Genomic DNA, 14145 nt, shown 5'->3' on the forward strand with positions numbered 1-14145 from the left:
ACCCGGTCGCCCTGACACCACAGGGCACCTAGCACGAAGCGAAGGGCCCGTACGACGTGAGTCGTACGGGCCCTTTGTCATGTAACGTCTCCGGCGTGGCAAGTCTCGACAATCTCGACATCATCGAAGAACGTTCCGATCCCGCGGTTCAGCGGATCATCGATGTCACCAAGCACTCGCGGTCCGTCGTCAAGACGGTGCTGATCGAGGACATCGAACCCCTTCTGCAGAGCATCCGCGCCGGTGTCGAGTTCGCCGAGGTCTACGGCCTGGACACCGCGCCGCCGCCGGCCGAGCTGCTCGACCTCTGCGAGAAGCGCGGAATCCCGGTCCGGCTGCTCGCCTCCGCGCTCGCCAACCAGGTGTTCAAGGCCGAGAAGAAGCCGAAGGTCTTCGGCATCGCCAAGGTGCCGCGGCCCAGCCGCTTCAAGGACCTGACGGAGAAGACGGGCGACATCATCCTGCTCGACGGGGTGAAGATCGTCGGCAACATCGGCGCCATCGTCCGGACCGCGTTCGCGCTCGGGGCCGCCGGCATCGTGCTCGTGGACAGCGACCTCCCGACCATCGCGGACCGGCGTCTGATCCGCGCGAGCCGGGGTTATGTCTTCTCCCTGCCGATCGTGCTCGCCTCCCGCGACGAGGCGCTGAAGCACCTGCGGGAGAGCGGCCTGCGCCCGATGGTCTTCGAGGCCGACGGGGAGCACACGGTCGCCGACCTCGGCGCCATCGACGAGCGGGTCGTCCTGATGTTCGGCAGCGAGAAGACGGGGCCCTCCGGGGAGCTGTCCACCCTCGCGGCCGAGACGGTCTCGATCCCGATGAACCCGGCGGCCGAGTCGCTCAACGTCTCCGTGTCGGCCGGCATCGCGCTGCACGCGCGCGCCCGCCGCAATCTCGGCGTCTGAGGCCGAGGGCCCCGGACGCCAAGGGCCCGTCTCCCTTCAGGGAGGCGGGCCCTTCCGTATGCCGGGGTGAGCTCGGGGCGAGCTCGGGGTGAGCCCCGGGGGGCTCGGGGCGAGGTCAGCGCGCCGGCCGCCACACCCACGGCCGCGCGTCCGCGCCGAGGCCCACCACCGCGCCCGCCCCGTGCAGGACGGGACCGGCGCCGGCCGGGGCGGTGCCGCGGTCGCGGACCGCGAGGCGGCCGTCGCGCAGGAGCTGGACCCGGCCGTTCGGGTCGCGGCCGAGGAGCACCGGGCCCCCCTGGCCCCCAGGGCCGCCGGGTGCGGCGGCCAGGGGCCCGTACCCCTCGAAGAGCGGCGCCGGGCCGGAGGAGGCGCGCAGCCGGCCGTCGGCGGGGGCGCGGTAGAAGACCTCGACGCCGGCCGGGCCGGGCGCCGGGACCGCGGCGACCGGGTCGCCGGCGAGCGGGAGCGGCGCGGCGGGGGAGCCGTCGATCCAGTGCCGTACGTGCGTGCGGCCCGCGGCGAGCAGATGCACCCGGCCCGCTGTGTCGAGCAGCGCGGCCAGTCCGTCCTGCACCTCCTCCTGAGCGGGAAGCGCACGCCACGGCCCCCAGGACCCGTCCGCCGCCCGTACCCGCGTCGAGACGCCCTTGTCCGCGTCGCGTACGAAGAGGTGCACCCGCCCGTCCGGAGCGGTGACCGCCACCGGGGCGCCGATCCGGCGGCCCCGGTCGTCGTCGCGCTCCGGACCGCCCAGGCCCTTCCAGGCGAGGAACGGGCCGCCGGGGGAGCGCTGCTCCAGGAGCACCACCTCGCGCCGGTTGGCGCCGCCGCGGCCGGTGAACGCGGCGAAGCGCACGCCGAACAGCAGCAGCCGCCCGTCGGGCAGCGTCGCCGGGGCGAGCACGGGGGCCAGCGGGCCGCCGCCCAGGTCCTCGGGCTCGCCGAACACGCCGCTGCCGCGCTCCTGTTCGCGCCAGCGGACCGCGCGGAGCCCGAGCACGCCGTACGCGGCGAGCCGCCCGCCCGCCTCCTCGGTGACGGCCGGTCCGGGGGCGGGCCAGCGGTAGTGGGTGGCGCGGACCCAGCCCTTCCAGTTGGTCAGCGGGCGGTCGCCGCCGACGCCGTAGTCGCCGCAGCCGGAGGGGTTGCCGCAGTCCCAGGACGGATCGCCGCCGTACGGGACGAGATGGGCGGCCTTCTCGGCGAGGACGCGCGGCGGCAGGTTCTTCGGCCAGTGCCGGTTGTAGTAGCCGCGGAAGGCGGTCGTGGTGAAGGCCGGCACCGGCCCGCCGTCCCTGGTGGCGTCGGCGACCCGGCGCAGCAGCGCGGCCCAGGTGAAGCAGGCGACGGCGGTGTGGTCGCCGTGGTCGGAGTAGCCCGGCTGCTCGCTGTCGTGCTGCCGGGTGGCCTCGGGGCTGTGCTGGAGGTCCGGGTCGGGGTCGAGGGTGTGCACGACCGTCGGCCGGTACGTGGCGAGCAGCCCGGCGAGCACCTCGATCAGCTGCCCGTGGTCGTAGGTGTCGGAGCGGGTGACGGGCGAGCCGGCGGACAGATGGGTGGTGAGTTCGAGGGCCCGGTCCTGCCACAGGGCGGGCAGCGCCATGTAGCGGCGCGGGGTGTGCATCGGCAGGTTGAGGAAGACCAGCTCGACCCGGCGCCCGCCGTGTTCGAGGACGTCGAGCTCGGCACGGCGGCCGCCCGCGAGCTCGGCGGTCCCCTTCCGCCAGGGCGTGAACCGGTCGGCGCCGATCAGCTCCGCGTACGCCTGGCGCAGGCCCTGGTGGCGGGCGGAGGAGTAGGCGGCGCGGTCCGGCGGGGTCTCGGGCATGCCCTTGATCCGGTTCTTGCCGTTGTGCTCGCCGGCCGTGACGTACACGCAGACCACCGGCACTCCGGCGTCGAGCAGCCGCTGGGTGTCAGGGTTCATGAAGTACAGGTCGTCGTCCGGGTGGGCGGCGAACTGCATGAGCAGCGCCCGCCGGCCGGTGGCGATCGGGCGGCCCGGCGCCGGATCGGCCGAGGCGGTGTGGCCGGGCGGTGCGGGTACGGAGCAGCCGGCGACGGCCGCGCCGGCGGCGCCGGCGGCGAGCGCGGCGGCCCCGGCGAGCAGGCCGCGCCGCGTCGGTCTTCTGTTGTCGTCCACCGGTCGTGGTCCCCCGTGCGTGCGTGTCCTGCCAGGTCGGTCTGGTGCGCCTGACTAGACGGGCTTTCGACGCGCGGGGTTCAACCGGAGGGGGAGTCCGTTTCCCGGGGGCCGCCCAGCGGCACGGTCGCCCGTACCTCCATGGGTCCGTCGCCGCGCCGGGAGAGCAGGACGAGCTCGGTGACCTGGACGCTCATCGTCCCGAGCAGGTCCTCGCAGTGCGCGGCGAGGGCGGCGGGGTCGCGGCTGCGGCCGAGGGAGAGATGCGGGGTGAAGGGGCGGGTGTCGACGCACCGGGGGAACCGGTCCTCCAGCGCCTCCCGCAGGCGCTCCCACGGCTCCGGGCCCGCCGCGGCCGGGTCGAGCCACACGGTGGCGTCCGTACGGTGCCGGAACCACCGCACGCCCCGCAGCCGCGCCCGGAACGGCGGGACGGTCCGCAGGGCCGCCGCGACCAGCGGGATCGCCCGCAGGAAGTCGGACTCGGGCACGAAGCCGTACACGACGTTGACGTGGGGCGGCCAGCGTCCGATCTGCCGGTCGTGGACGCGCCGGATGCTCTGGATCGGCTCCCACAGCCCGGGCGGCGGCAGCCAGGCCACGGCCGTCCGGTACGTGGGGGGTACGGCGAGCACGTCGGTGCGGACCCGGCCCGCAGCGGACCGGTCGAGCCGGTCGAGCCCGGTGGCCCGGTCCCAGACGAGCTCCCCGTCCGCCTCGAAGAACACCACCCGGTGCCAGGGGACCTCGCCACCGGGCACGAAGTCCACGAGATCCACCCGCTTCGGCCCCGCGCCGCGCTCGGCGATCCCCATGACGAACCGCTCGGCGTCGAGCCGCGGGTCCCACACCACCCGGTGGTAGACCTCGTCGCTGGTGTGCATACCCGGCCTGTGCCCGGATTCCGCCGGTCACGAACTGATCAAGACCTCTGGCCTGCCTCTTCCGCCCGCGCGGCGGCGTGAGAACGTCCGGATCGCATCACGTATCGCAGAGGTCGCAGGGGTGGGGATCATGAGCGACAAGCCGTCGGACGGACAGTCGGACAGACCATCGGTCTCGGACGAGGAATGGGCCTCGTTCGTCGAGGCCGCGCGCGAGCAGGGCATCGGCACGAAGGCCGACGTACGGGCGCTGCGCAAGGCGAAGCCGCCGAGGCGCCCGAAGCCGCCGAAGGCCGCCAAGGCGCCGAAGCGCCAGGAACCGGCGGGCTGGCGCACGGGCCCCGCCTGGCAGGAGATGAACGGCGGCGCCGCGCGGAAGCGCAGGCTCAAGGCGACCCTCGGCATCGCCCTGGCGGCGGCCCTGGCCCTGGTCGCCGTACGCCCGCAGCTGCTCACCGGCCTGCTCCCGGAGTCCGTCACCTCGGCCCTCCCGTCCTCCTGGACGGACCACCCCGAGGACACCACCCCTCTGGCGGCCGAGACGGCGGCCCCGACGGCACCCCCGGCCCCGGTCGACCCCTCCCGCCCGACCCTGGAGGAGCCGTTCAAGGGCTCCCCGGCGGTGCGGTGGGCGGACGGGGCGGCGGGCATCGAGCTTCCGCCGGCGAAGGCGACGGGCTGGATGTCGAAGGCGCAGGTCGAGGCGGCGCTGAAGAAGTCCAAGGAGTTCCTGGTCGCGGCCAACCTGGACCCGGCGGTCCTCAAGGGCGGGAAGCCGGCCGCCGCGCTGGCGATGATCGACCCGAAGCAGCCCGAGGTCCGGGCCGAGCTGGAGCGGGCGCTCGCGAAGCCGACCGCGAAGAACGACCCCACCACGCTCTTCAGCCGGTTCTCGCCGACCGAGGTCGCGCTGGTCGGCAGCGTCGTGAAGACCCGGGGGCATATGAGCGCCGAGCCCGGCCGGGGCGAGGCGCGGGGTGCCGTCCTCGTCCGTGCCGACTACAGCTTCGTCTATCCGGTGACGAAGGCCCGGCCGGGAGCGGAGGAGGTCACCCGCACGATCGTTCGGCGGGAGGTCACCTTCGCCTTCTACCAGCCGGGCCCGTACGACGTGACCAAGGGCAGGCTGATCCTCCACTTCTGGATCGGCACCGCCGCCAACAGCTCCTGTGACATCGAGGACGGCTTCTACCACCCGACCTTCCGGGAGGACGCCACCGCCGACTCCGGCGTGCCCGCCACGGGCCCCGCGGTCGACCCGTACGACCGCAGCAAGCCGATCGACCAGCAGCCGAAGGGCTGCCGCGCCTCCACGCGCGTCTGACTCAGGAGCGTAGACATGGGATGGGACTACGACGGGCACAGCGGCGGCGAGAGTCAGAGCCCCGCCGCCCGCATCGCCTCCGGCGCCGTCGGCATCGTGGTGGCCGCCGGCCTCGCCATGCTGGTGCTGCGGCCGGAGCTGATGCCGTGGCGCGACGCCGGGGACACGACCCCGCTGGGCGCCGAGACCGAGCGGCCGAGCGCCGCGCCGTCCGAGGAGGCGTTCCCGGACCGGCCGACCCTCGCGGAGCCCTTCCGGGGCTCCCCGGCGGTGCGCTGGGCGGACGGCGCCGCCGGGATCCAGCCGCCGGCCGCCAAGGCCACCGGCTGGATGTCGAAGGCGCAGGTCGAGGCCGCGCTGAAGCGGGCGAAGGACTTCCTGGTCGCCTCGAACCTGGACCCGGCGGTGCTCAAGGGCGGGAAGCCGGCCGCCGCGCTGGCGCTGATCGACCCGAAGCAGCCGGACGTCCGGGCCGACCTGGAGAAGTCCCTGGCGAAGCCGACCGAGGAGGACGACCCGACCTCGCTCTTCACCCGCTTCAGCCCGAAGGAGGTCCGCCAGGTCGGCACGGTCGTGAAGACCCGGGGCCGGATGACCTTCGAGGAGGGGAAGGGCAAGGACGCGGACGCGGTCCTGATCCGCGCCGACTACACCTTCGTCTACCCGGTCGTGAAGGCCGCCCCGGGCTCCGACGAGGTGGCGCGGACCATCGTCCGCCGCACCGTCGTCTTCGCCCTGTCCGACCCGGAGAAGTTCGAGGTCACCCAGGGCAGGCTGGCGCTGTGGGAGTGGAACGCGAACGTCGGCAACAGCACCTGCGACCAGGACGAGGACGGATTCCTCCACCCGCAGTTCGACTCGGACCTGATGACCGCCCCGGACACGGCCCCGGCCGGCCCGGAGGAGGACCCGTACGACCGCAGCAAGGGCCTGGACGAACTGTCGCAGGAGTGCGGCACCGTCTCCCGTACCTGACGGCCGTTGTCGTTGTGGACGTGGACGAGGCCGCCGGTCACCTCCTGAGCGTCGGCCTCGCGGCGTACCCACACGAGCCCGCGGGTGTCCGGGCCCGGTTCGCGAACGGCCTCGATCACGTCCTTCCAGCCACCGACGGGGACATCCCTGAAGTCCTGGAAGTACCGGCGGTTCAGCCTGCCCCACCACCCGGGGGCCTCATGGTCGGGACGCCAGGGCAGGGCGACCGACGGGTGACCGCCGACCACGGAGTACAGGGCGGCCGCGCAACCGCGCGCGTTGATGCGGCGTGCCTGGTTCCGTACGCGGACCGAGGTCTCGTGCACGGAGGCGGGCTCCAGGTCCGCCAGCGGGGCGCTGGATGCGGGGTGGAACGGGGAGCCGCTGTCCTTCGGCACGACGAGCGAGGCCGCGAGCATCGGTGTACGAGGGAATCCGGGCTGCGGGAGGGCCCGGCAGGCCATCAGCCAGGCCGTCTCCGTCTCGTACACCGGACGCGGCACGGCGAGCTCGACGAGCCCGCCCTAGACGGCGTTCAGCCAGGTGGTTGCCCGGTGGGTGGGGTGGGGCAGGCCCGCGGGCCGGTCGTCTTCCGCCGTGGCGCGTGTCACGCCTGCACTCAGTCCCAGAGCTGGCCGAGCGCAAGGAGGCGGTCGCGGTATTCCAGCACCTCGGTCCATTCGTCCGGCCAGAACCTGGGCCCGTTCAACGCTCCGGCGAAAGCACCGGCGAGGGCGGCGATCGAGTCGGAGTCGCCGGAGGAATGCGCACCTCGCTGGATCGGTGCGCGGCGGTAGCCGTGGACGACGAGGAGGCAGTACAGAGCCGTCGCGAGGGCTTCTTCGGCCACCCAACCGGCCCCGACGGCTCGGCTCGGGTCCATGTCCCGGTCAGGGGTGCGGAGTGCTTCGGTCACCTTGTCGAGTGCGCTGAGGCATTCGTCCCATCCGAATGCGATGTACGTCGCGGGGTCGGGCGCTCCTGCCTTGCGTGACAGGTCTCCGAGCCAGTCGCCGTGGTACTTCCGTCGTGACTGCAGTGCGTAGAGACGCAGTTGAGTGAGGAGGTCGTCCAGGGCACAGCCGTGGGAGAGCAGCCAGATGGCGTGGGCCGTCAGATCGCTGGCCGCGAGCGCGGTCGGGTGGCCGTGCGTCATGGCCGCCTGCAACTGGGCGATGCCCGAGCGCTGCTCGGCCGTGAGGCCGGGTACGAGCGCGACGGGGGCCACCCGCATGTTCGCGCCGCAGCCCTTGGAGCTGATCACCGTGGCGTCCTGCCATGGGATGCCCCGCTCCAGTGCGGCGCAGGCGTTCAGGCAGGTCTGGCCGGGGGCCCGGTTGTTGTCCGGGGAGTGCAGCCAGGCCACGAGGTGCCTGCGCAGGGCCGCTTCGACCTGGGCAGGGGCGAGGGACTGTGCTGCTCCCCAGGCTCCGCCGGTCGCGCGGGGACTCGTGGTGATCTCCGCCAGGGCCTCCCCGACGGCCAGTGTCATCTGCGTGTCGTCGGTGACCCGTACGACGCCGTCCGAGGAGAGGGGCATCTCCATCTCGTGCCAGGGGCCGAACGCGGCGGTGATCTGCTCCATGGTCATGAACTCGGTGGGATAGCCCATGGCGTCGCCGAATGCCAGGCCGAGGAGAACCGCGGCCGACGCGCGCCAGGGACGCTCCCGGGGGGCATAACCGGCGAGGTCGTCGACCGCGGCGGAATGGGGAGCCACGGTGAGCGAGCCCGGGACGACACCGCTGGAGCCGGGAGGGTTTCTGATCATCTCGATCAGCGCCTCCGACGGAGTGAGGCCACGTGCCTTGGCGTCGTCCAGCCGGTCGTCCCACCAGCCACCCTGGTTGGGATTGGCCCTGAGCGGAACCCAGCGTGCCGCTGCCTCCGCGTCGTTGATCCACAGATAACCGATCACGTTTCCGGTGGCATCGGAAACGGTGACACTTTGGACGGGCTTACTCGTTTCCGCGGCGTATCGAGGGCGTCCTCCCGACGAAATCAGAGGACCTTCGTCTTCGTAGCTCGGGCTCATTCTCCGCTTCACGAAGCGAAGTGCCTCTTTTCCGGTGCTCATTCCAGGTTCCCTTCCTAGTTCCCGGGCAGGACTTCTCCGTAGATGTGCCATTGCCCGCTCTCGTCCATGAAGCCCCGCGTCACCTTGTACTGAACGCCACGCCCGAGCACCAGCTCTCGCTCACCCATGCCGAAATAGCCGACCTTCTCCACCCACAGCGCAGGGGTTCCTTCGGGGACACGCAAGTGCAGGATCCCCGGCTGGCTACCGAAGGACGGGCTGCCGAGCGAAGTGGACATGTACGCCGGTTCGGTCAGGGTCTCACCGATCAGTTCGTGAGGGCGTGTGACGCCCAGGTGGCCCACTCCCTGCCCGCGCGTGACCATGACATCCTCCGACAGCGGGCGGCCTGCAAGCGCCTTGTCCATCTCCTCGATGTTGCGAAGGACGTCGGGCGTTCCCATTTCGGTGTTACCCCGGAGGTATGCGTTCATCTCCTTGTAGGTGGCGTAATGGGGGTCTGGGAAGATCTCCCCGGGCTCCCGGGTGTAGTCGAGAACTGATTTCTTGGTCGATTCGGGAAGGCTCTCCGCGTAGTCGTTCCAGTTCTCTCTGCCGTAGGCAATCGCCGCGTCGTTGTCCGGGAACGTCACCGCCCCGTCGCCGAGTTCCGCTGCCGCTACCTTGTGCTGTTCCGCGGGGCTGAGTGTGCGGAACTCGTCCGCCGAAACGTGCGGCTCATGCGCGAGACCGCCGTCGCCGTGCCCCCCGACCCCGTCATCGACCCCCTTGAGCTCCGGATGCTGATCCTCCAGGAACCCCTGACCCGCCTTGGGATCCGCCGTGTCCGCGTGGGCGGTGCCCTCGTCCATGTGGTGGGTGGGCTGGGTGAGGTCGTCCCAGCTCTTGCCGGCGGGCATGTCGTCGAGCAGCCCGGTGGGGGAGGGGTGGGCGGCCGGGGTGTCGATCGTCCAGCTCTTGGGCAGACCGGAGGCCGCGTACTCGGCCGGCCCGGTGAGGGGCGGGTGGGCGGCCACGTCGTCCGCCCAGTTCACCGGCGACGGCGGGTGGTGGGATGCGGTGGCGGCGAGGTCGTCGCCGTACTTCACGCCCTTCGTCGCCAGGCTCGTCGCCCCGGTCTCCAGCCCCTCCCGGGCCGCGAGGCGGAGGCCGCCGCGGGCGAGCCCGGTGCCCTTCGTGCCGATCAGTTCGGGGAGGAGGCGGCCCAGGAACTCCGACGGGTCCTTCTTGAAGCCTTCCACCGTGGCCGTCACCACGCGGTCGGGGTGGGCCGAGGTGGACACCAGACCGGAGAGCGTCATCGAGACGTTCTGCATGTACGCGGCGGGGTGCGTCAGGTTGTACGCGTCGACCGGGTTGAGGCCCCGGGCGAAGTTGAGCAGCCCCGCCGTCCCCTTGAGGACGCCGCCCAGGCCATGGGTCAGCTCCGTGTTGTACGCCAGGTAGTCGTCGACGAGGCCGTTGCCCAGGCGGTCGAGGGGCGGCGGTTCGGCCGGGGCGTGGGCCAGGGCCCGCTCGACCCTGGTCTGGGCATCGGTCGCGGCGGTGTTCCGCTGCTCACGGGCGTGCGCGAGCCTGGCCCTGGCCTCTGCGACGACCGCCTCGGCGGCCCTGCCGGCCTCGTGCGCCGCGGTGACCGTGGCGTCCGTGGCACCCCTGGCGGCCGCGGCGGCCTTCGCCTCCTCCGAGACGCGCATGCCCTCCCGGTACATCTCGACGGCCTCGTCCGCCTGGCCCTGAGCCCACCTCACGGTGTCGGCATAGGCCTCGAGTGCGGCGGCGGCCGTCTCGCACGCGTCGGCCGCGTGCAGCCACTTCGTGGGGTGGACGCCGAACTTCTCGCGGAACGCGTCGCCGCCCAGGCCCTTCCAGCGCGAGGAGTCGACCTTCCGCATGCCCTGGCCGACCCTCTCGAAGGCAGCCCGGAAGTCCTTGAGATGCGCCGCGCTCGCGAGGATGTTCGCGGGGTTGCCGTGGACGAGCTCGTTCGCGTCCTCGGTCTGGCCGAGCTGCTTCTCGCCCGGGGTCGCGCCGAGGTCCGACGCGAAGCCGTCGCCCCAGTCCGTGACGACGTCGGCGGCCTTGTGCAGGCCGTACGCGTCGAGGCGCTCCCCGGTCTTGTCGGTCACCCAGTCGACGGTTTCGCCCAGCGCCTTCTTGCCGGAGTCGATGCCGTCCTCGATGGTGCCGAGGCCTTCGTCGACGCTGTCCTTGAGGCCCCTGCCGAGGTCACCGATGCCGTCGCCGAGGGCGCCGAGCAGGCCGCCCATCAGTTCGCTCCGCCGCTCTGCTGCTGGGCGGCGGCCGCCCGCTCCTCGGGCGAGGGCCCGAACGCGGTGTCGAGCATCTGCTCGTACTGGGCGTCGGAGACCCCGAGGGAGGAGCCCATCGTCCGCGGGTTCAGCCCGGGCACGCCGACCGAGCCGGAGGTCATCACATCGCGTCCGGCGTCCTTCCAGCCCTGAGCCGAGTTGTCCCATGCCTGATCGAAGGACTCATGGCTGTAGTCGACCCCGCCGAACGCCCCGGACCTGGCGATGTCGCGCCAGCCCTGCTGCGTGACCTCGTCCTCGGACGCGTACGGGTTCCCGACGGCCGCGTTGGCGACGATCTTGAACGTGCCCTCCACGTACTGCTCGTTCTCGTGGTACGTGCCGGCCGACAGGCCCGCCTTCACGGCGAACCCGTTGCCCTCGTTGATCAGGGCGCGCACGCCCCACTCCCAGCGCTCGCAGAACGACGAGAACTTCTCCGTCAGCCCCTCGTGGCCCAGATCCAGACCGGAGAGTTCGATCTCTCCGAAGCCGCGGCCCGCCCCCGCCGTGCCGACCGAGCCGAGCTCCTTCAGCTCGCTCAGCGCCAGGGTCAGTCCGTCCGCGATCTCGCCCAACCCGTTCGCGGCCAGCTCCTGGCCGCCCTGGCCCCCGCCCCCGCTCACCGCGCCGCTCCACTGACGCCCTCGTCCACCGCCGCCGCGTCCGGAACGATCCCGTCCACCGGCGGGAGGAGCACCGCGTGCTCCGCACCGTCCGCCGCGTCCAGGGCCACGCCGCACGGCACCCCCGCGCCCGGCACGGCCACGTCGAGCAGCCGGGCCCCGAGCACCGTCTCGTACTCCCACGCCGTGTCGTCCTCGCCCCGGGCGACTGCGTACCGGGCCAGCGCCGACTCGTCGGAGAACGCGAGGATCCAGCGCACGCCGCCGAAGTCGACCGTCAGCCAGGACCCGTCCCGGCGCGGTACGAGCACCGCCGTCCTCCGGAAGAGATCGAGGACCGCGGCGAACTCGCGCCGCCGGGCCTCCCCCTCCGCCTCCGGGTCCTGCGGCGCGCCCCGGGGTGGTGGTGCGGCGGACCTCTGCGGGGCCGGTGTCCGCCCGCCGTGCGGCGCCGAGGTCATGTCTGCGATGTCGGCCAGCCGGGACCGCCGTTTCGGCGTGTCCGGGCCGCCCCCGAAGTCGATCACCGCACCACACTGGCACAGGCACGGAGGCGTGTCGGACCCCGGGTTTGATCTCCGTCACGCCCGGGGTAAAGTCTTCGACCCCGATTGGCGGCCGCATGGCCCCGTATGGCAGACTGTCGGGGTTGCTCGGTTGAGTGCCGATGCTGCGCGCCTCCCGCCGGGAGGACCGGAAGCGAGTCCCACAGTACTCGTCGACCCCCTGCGGGTCGGACGTACGGGAATCTTTCGGGAAGCGTGGGCGGGGCCTCAGCCAGGCGCCCGGTGGTGTTCTGCACCCGCCACGCGGCTCGGCCCGCACCCCCTTGGTTGGGAAATCCCTATGGGAGATCTTCGTAGAGGGAGTGCGACACGCCCGACCGCGTGGGTCGGAGACAGAGCGCTGAACCACCGGGTACCAGAGCGTTAAACAAGACAAAGGACTACTGAGTAGCCATGGCGGGACAGAAGATCCGCATCCGGCTCAAGGCCTACGACCACGAGGTCATCGACTCCTCGGCGAAGAAGATCGTCGAGACGGTGACCCGCACTGGTGCGTCGGTCGCGGGCCCGGTGCCGCTGCCCACTGAGAAGAACGTGTACTGCGTCATCAAGTCGCCGCACAAGTACAAGGACTCGCGCGAGCACTTCGAGATGCGCACGCACAAGCGCCTCATCGACATCCTCGACCCCACGCCGAAGACGGTTGACTCGCTGATGCGTCTCGACCTGCCGGCGGGCGTCGACATCGAGATCAAGCTCTGAGGTGACGCGCGAGATGGCTAAGAACATCAAGGGCATCCTGGGCGAGAAGCTCGGCATGACGCAGGTCTGGGACGAGAACAACCGGGTCGTCCCGGTGACCGTCGTCAAGGCCGGCCCGAATGTCGTGACCCAGGTGCGTACGAACGACGTCGACGGCTACGAGTCGGTCCAGATCGCCTTCGGCGAGATCGACCCGCGCAAGGTGAACAAGCCCCTCAAGGGCCACTTCGCCAAGGCCGACGTCACCCCGCGCCGTCACCTCGTCGAGATCCGTACCGCTGACGCCAGCGAGTACACCCTCGGCCAGGAGATCACCGCCGAGGTCTTCGAGGCGGGCATCAAGGTCGACGTGACCGGCAAGAGCAAGGGCAAGGGCTTCGCCGGTGCCATGAAGCGCCACAACTTCCGTGGTGGCAAGGCTTCCCACGGTGCCCACCGTGTGCACCGCAAGCCGGGTTCGATCGGTGGCTGCGCCACCCCGGGCCGCGTCTTCAAGGGCATGCGCATGGCCGGCCGTATGGGCAACGAGCGCGTGACCACCCAGAACCTGACCGTTCACGCCGTTGACGCGGAGAAGGGCCTGCTCCTGATCAAGGGTGCGGTTCCTGGTCCGAACGGCGGCCTCGTCCTGGTCCGCACCGCGGCCAAGGGGGCCTGAGGATATGAGCACCATTGACATTCTGTCGCCCTCCGGCGACAAGACCGGGACCGTCGAGCTCCCGGCCGAGATCTTCGACGCCAAGATCAGCATCCCGCTGATCCACCAGGTCGTCGTCGCGCAGCTGGCCGCCGCCCGTCAGGGCACGCACAAGGCCAAGACGCGTGGCGAGGTCCGCGGTGGTGGCAAGAAGCCTTACCGCCAGAAGGGCACCGGCCGCGCCCGCCAGGGTTCGACCCGCGCCCCGCAGTTCGCCGGTGGTGGCGTCGTGCACGGTCCCGTGCCGCGTGACTACTCGCAGCGGACCCCGAAGAAGATGAAGGCCGCCGCCCTCCGCGGTGCCCTCTCCGACCGGGCGAACCACTCCCGTATCCACGTCGTCACCGGCGTGGTCGAGGGTGGCATCTCCACCAAGGCCGCCAAGACGCTGTTCGGCAAGATCTCGGAGCGCAAGAACCTGCTCCTGGTCGTCGAGCGCTCCGACGAGGCCGCGTGGCTGTCCGCCCGCAACCTGCCCCAGGTGCACATCCTGGAGCCGGGCCAGCTGAACACGTACGACGTGATGCGATCCGACGACGTGGTCTTCACCCAGGCCGCCCTCGAGTCCTTCGTGTCTGGCCCCAAGGCCGCTGAGACCGAAGGGAGCGAGGCCTGATGTCCGAGGCCACGATCACCAGCAAGACCTTCACGGACCCGCGCGACGTCCTCGTCAAGCCGGTTGTCTCCGAGAAGAGCTACGCGCTGCTCGACGAGAACAAGTACACGTTCATCGTCGCGCCGGGCGCCAACAAGACCCAGATCAAGCAGGCCGTCGAGGCGGTCTTCTCGGTCAAGGTCACCGGGGTCAACACGATCAACCGCCAGGGCAAGCGCAAGCGCACCCGCACCGGTTTCGGCAAGCGCGCCAACACCAAGCGCGCCATCGTGACCCTCGCCGAGGGCAACCGCATCGACATCTTCGGCGGCCCGACCGCCTGACGGCGGTCGAGTCGTCCGATATCGGACG

At 71.6% G+C, this 14145-nt stretch carries 12 protein-coding genes and 2 pseudogenes; 7 read left to right on the top strand and 7 right to left on the bottom strand.

Going from position 1 to position 14145, the window contains the following annotated elements:
• Window positions 1-95: 95 nt before the first annotated feature.
• Window positions 96-908: an NshR/TsnR family 23S rRNA methyltransferase gene (gene nshR / locus AB0C73_RS02495; RefSeq protein WP_362523656.1), complete on the top strand. Its 813-nt coding sequence runs from the start codon at window positions 96-98 to the stop codon at window positions 906-908.
• A 115-nt stretch (window positions 909-1023) separates the two neighbouring features.
• Here the strand turns inward: nshR and AB0C73_RS02500 are convergent, their stop codons facing one another.
• Window positions 1024-3054 (bottom strand): PIG-L family deacetylase, encoded by a 2031-nt coding sequence (locus AB0C73_RS02500; protein ID WP_362523658.1) that lies wholly within the window; start codon window positions 3052-3054, stop codon window positions 1024-1026.
• Window positions 3055-3167: 113 nt separating this feature from the next.
• A pseudogene (locus AB0C73_RS02505) lies at window positions 3168-3938 on the bottom strand (RNA repair domain-containing protein); the annotation flags it as partial.
• Between the two features lie 130 nt (window positions 3939-4068).
• On the opposite strand from AB0C73_RS02505, the gene AB0C73_RS02510 reads away from it, so the two are divergent.
• The gene (locus AB0C73_RS02510) at window positions 4069-5262 is read left to right on the top strand and encodes a hypothetical protein (RefSeq protein ID WP_362523660.1); all 1194 of its coding nucleotides are present in this window, start codon (window positions 4069-4071) and stop codon (window positions 5260-5262) included.
• A gap of 15 nt (window positions 5263-5277) precedes the next feature.
• A complete protein-coding gene (locus AB0C73_RS02515) occupies window positions 5278-6237 on the top strand; it encodes a hypothetical protein (RefSeq protein ID WP_362523662.1) in 960 nt (319 codons plus the stop codon).
• Between the two features lie 11 nt (window positions 6238-6248).
• On the opposite strand, the pseudogene AB0C73_RS02520 reads toward AB0C73_RS02515, so the two are convergent.
• The 5 genes and pseudogenes from AB0C73_RS02520 to AB0C73_RS02540 form a co-directional block, all read right to left on the bottom strand.
• Window positions 6249-6701, bottom strand: a pseudogene (locus AB0C73_RS02520) (toxin glutamine deamidase domain-containing protein); the annotation flags it as partial.
• Window positions 6702-6856: 155 nt separating this feature from the next.
• Complete coding sequence (locus tag AB0C73_RS02525; RefSeq protein ID WP_362523664.1) at window positions 6857-8155, bottom strand: ADP-ribosylglycohydrolase family protein; 1299 nt, start codon at window positions 8153-8155, stop codon at window positions 6857-6859.
• 173 nt (window positions 8156-8328) lie between these two features.
• Entirely contained in the window at window positions 8329-10545 is a 2217-nt protein-coding gene (locus AB0C73_RS02530; RefSeq protein WP_362523665.1) for a putative T7SS-secreted protein, read from the bottom strand.
• The gene (locus tag AB0C73_RS02535) at window positions 10545-11213 is read right to left on the bottom strand and encodes a hypothetical protein (protein ID WP_362523667.1); all 669 of its coding nucleotides are present in this window, start codon (window positions 11211-11213) and stop codon (window positions 10545-10547) included. Before AB0C73_RS02535 ends, AB0C73_RS02530 begins: the two co-directional genes overlap by 1 nt.
• Entirely contained in the window at window positions 11210-11740 is a 531-nt protein-coding gene (locus tag AB0C73_RS02540) for a hypothetical protein (protein WP_362523669.1), read from the bottom strand. The genes AB0C73_RS02535 and AB0C73_RS02540 overlap by 4 nt, the downstream gene beginning before the upstream one ends.
• Window positions 11741-12172: 432 nt before the next feature.
• On the opposite strand from AB0C73_RS02540, the gene rpsJ reads away from it, so the two are divergent.
• The 4 genes from rpsJ to rplW are packed head-to-tail and all read left to right on the top strand — an operon-like array spanning window position 12173 to window position 14117.
• Window positions 12173-12481 carry a 30S ribosomal protein S10 gene (rpsJ, locus tag AB0C73_RS02545; RefSeq protein ID WP_003948644.1) on the top strand — a complete coding sequence of 103 codons (309 nt, stop codon included), beginning with the start codon at window positions 12173-12175 and terminating at the stop codon, window positions 12479-12481.
• Between the two features lie 13 nt (window positions 12482-12494).
• The gene (gene rplC / locus AB0C73_RS02550) at window positions 12495-13139 is read left to right on the top strand and encodes a 50S ribosomal protein L3 (protein WP_031012092.1); all 645 of its coding nucleotides are present in this window, start codon (window positions 12495-12497) and stop codon (window positions 13137-13139) included.
• Between the two features lie 4 nt (window positions 13140-13143).
• Window positions 13144-13794, top strand: coding sequence for a 50S ribosomal protein L4 (gene rplD, locus AB0C73_RS02555; RefSeq protein ID WP_362523671.1), 651 nt, complete (start codon window positions 13144-13146; stop codon window positions 13792-13794).
• Window positions 13794-14117 (top strand): 50S ribosomal protein L23, encoded by a 324-nt coding sequence (rplW, locus tag AB0C73_RS02560; RefSeq protein WP_265864044.1) that lies wholly within the window; start codon window positions 13794-13796, stop codon window positions 14115-14117. Before rplD ends, rplW begins: the two co-directional genes overlap by 1 nt.
• The last annotated feature ends 28 nt before the right edge of the window (window positions 14118-14145 follow it).

Origin of the sequence: Streptomyces sp. NPDC048623 (assembly GCF_040650755.1) — a bacterium.
Lineage (GTDB): Bacteria > Actinomycetota > Actinomycetes > Streptomycetales > Streptomycetaceae > Streptomyces.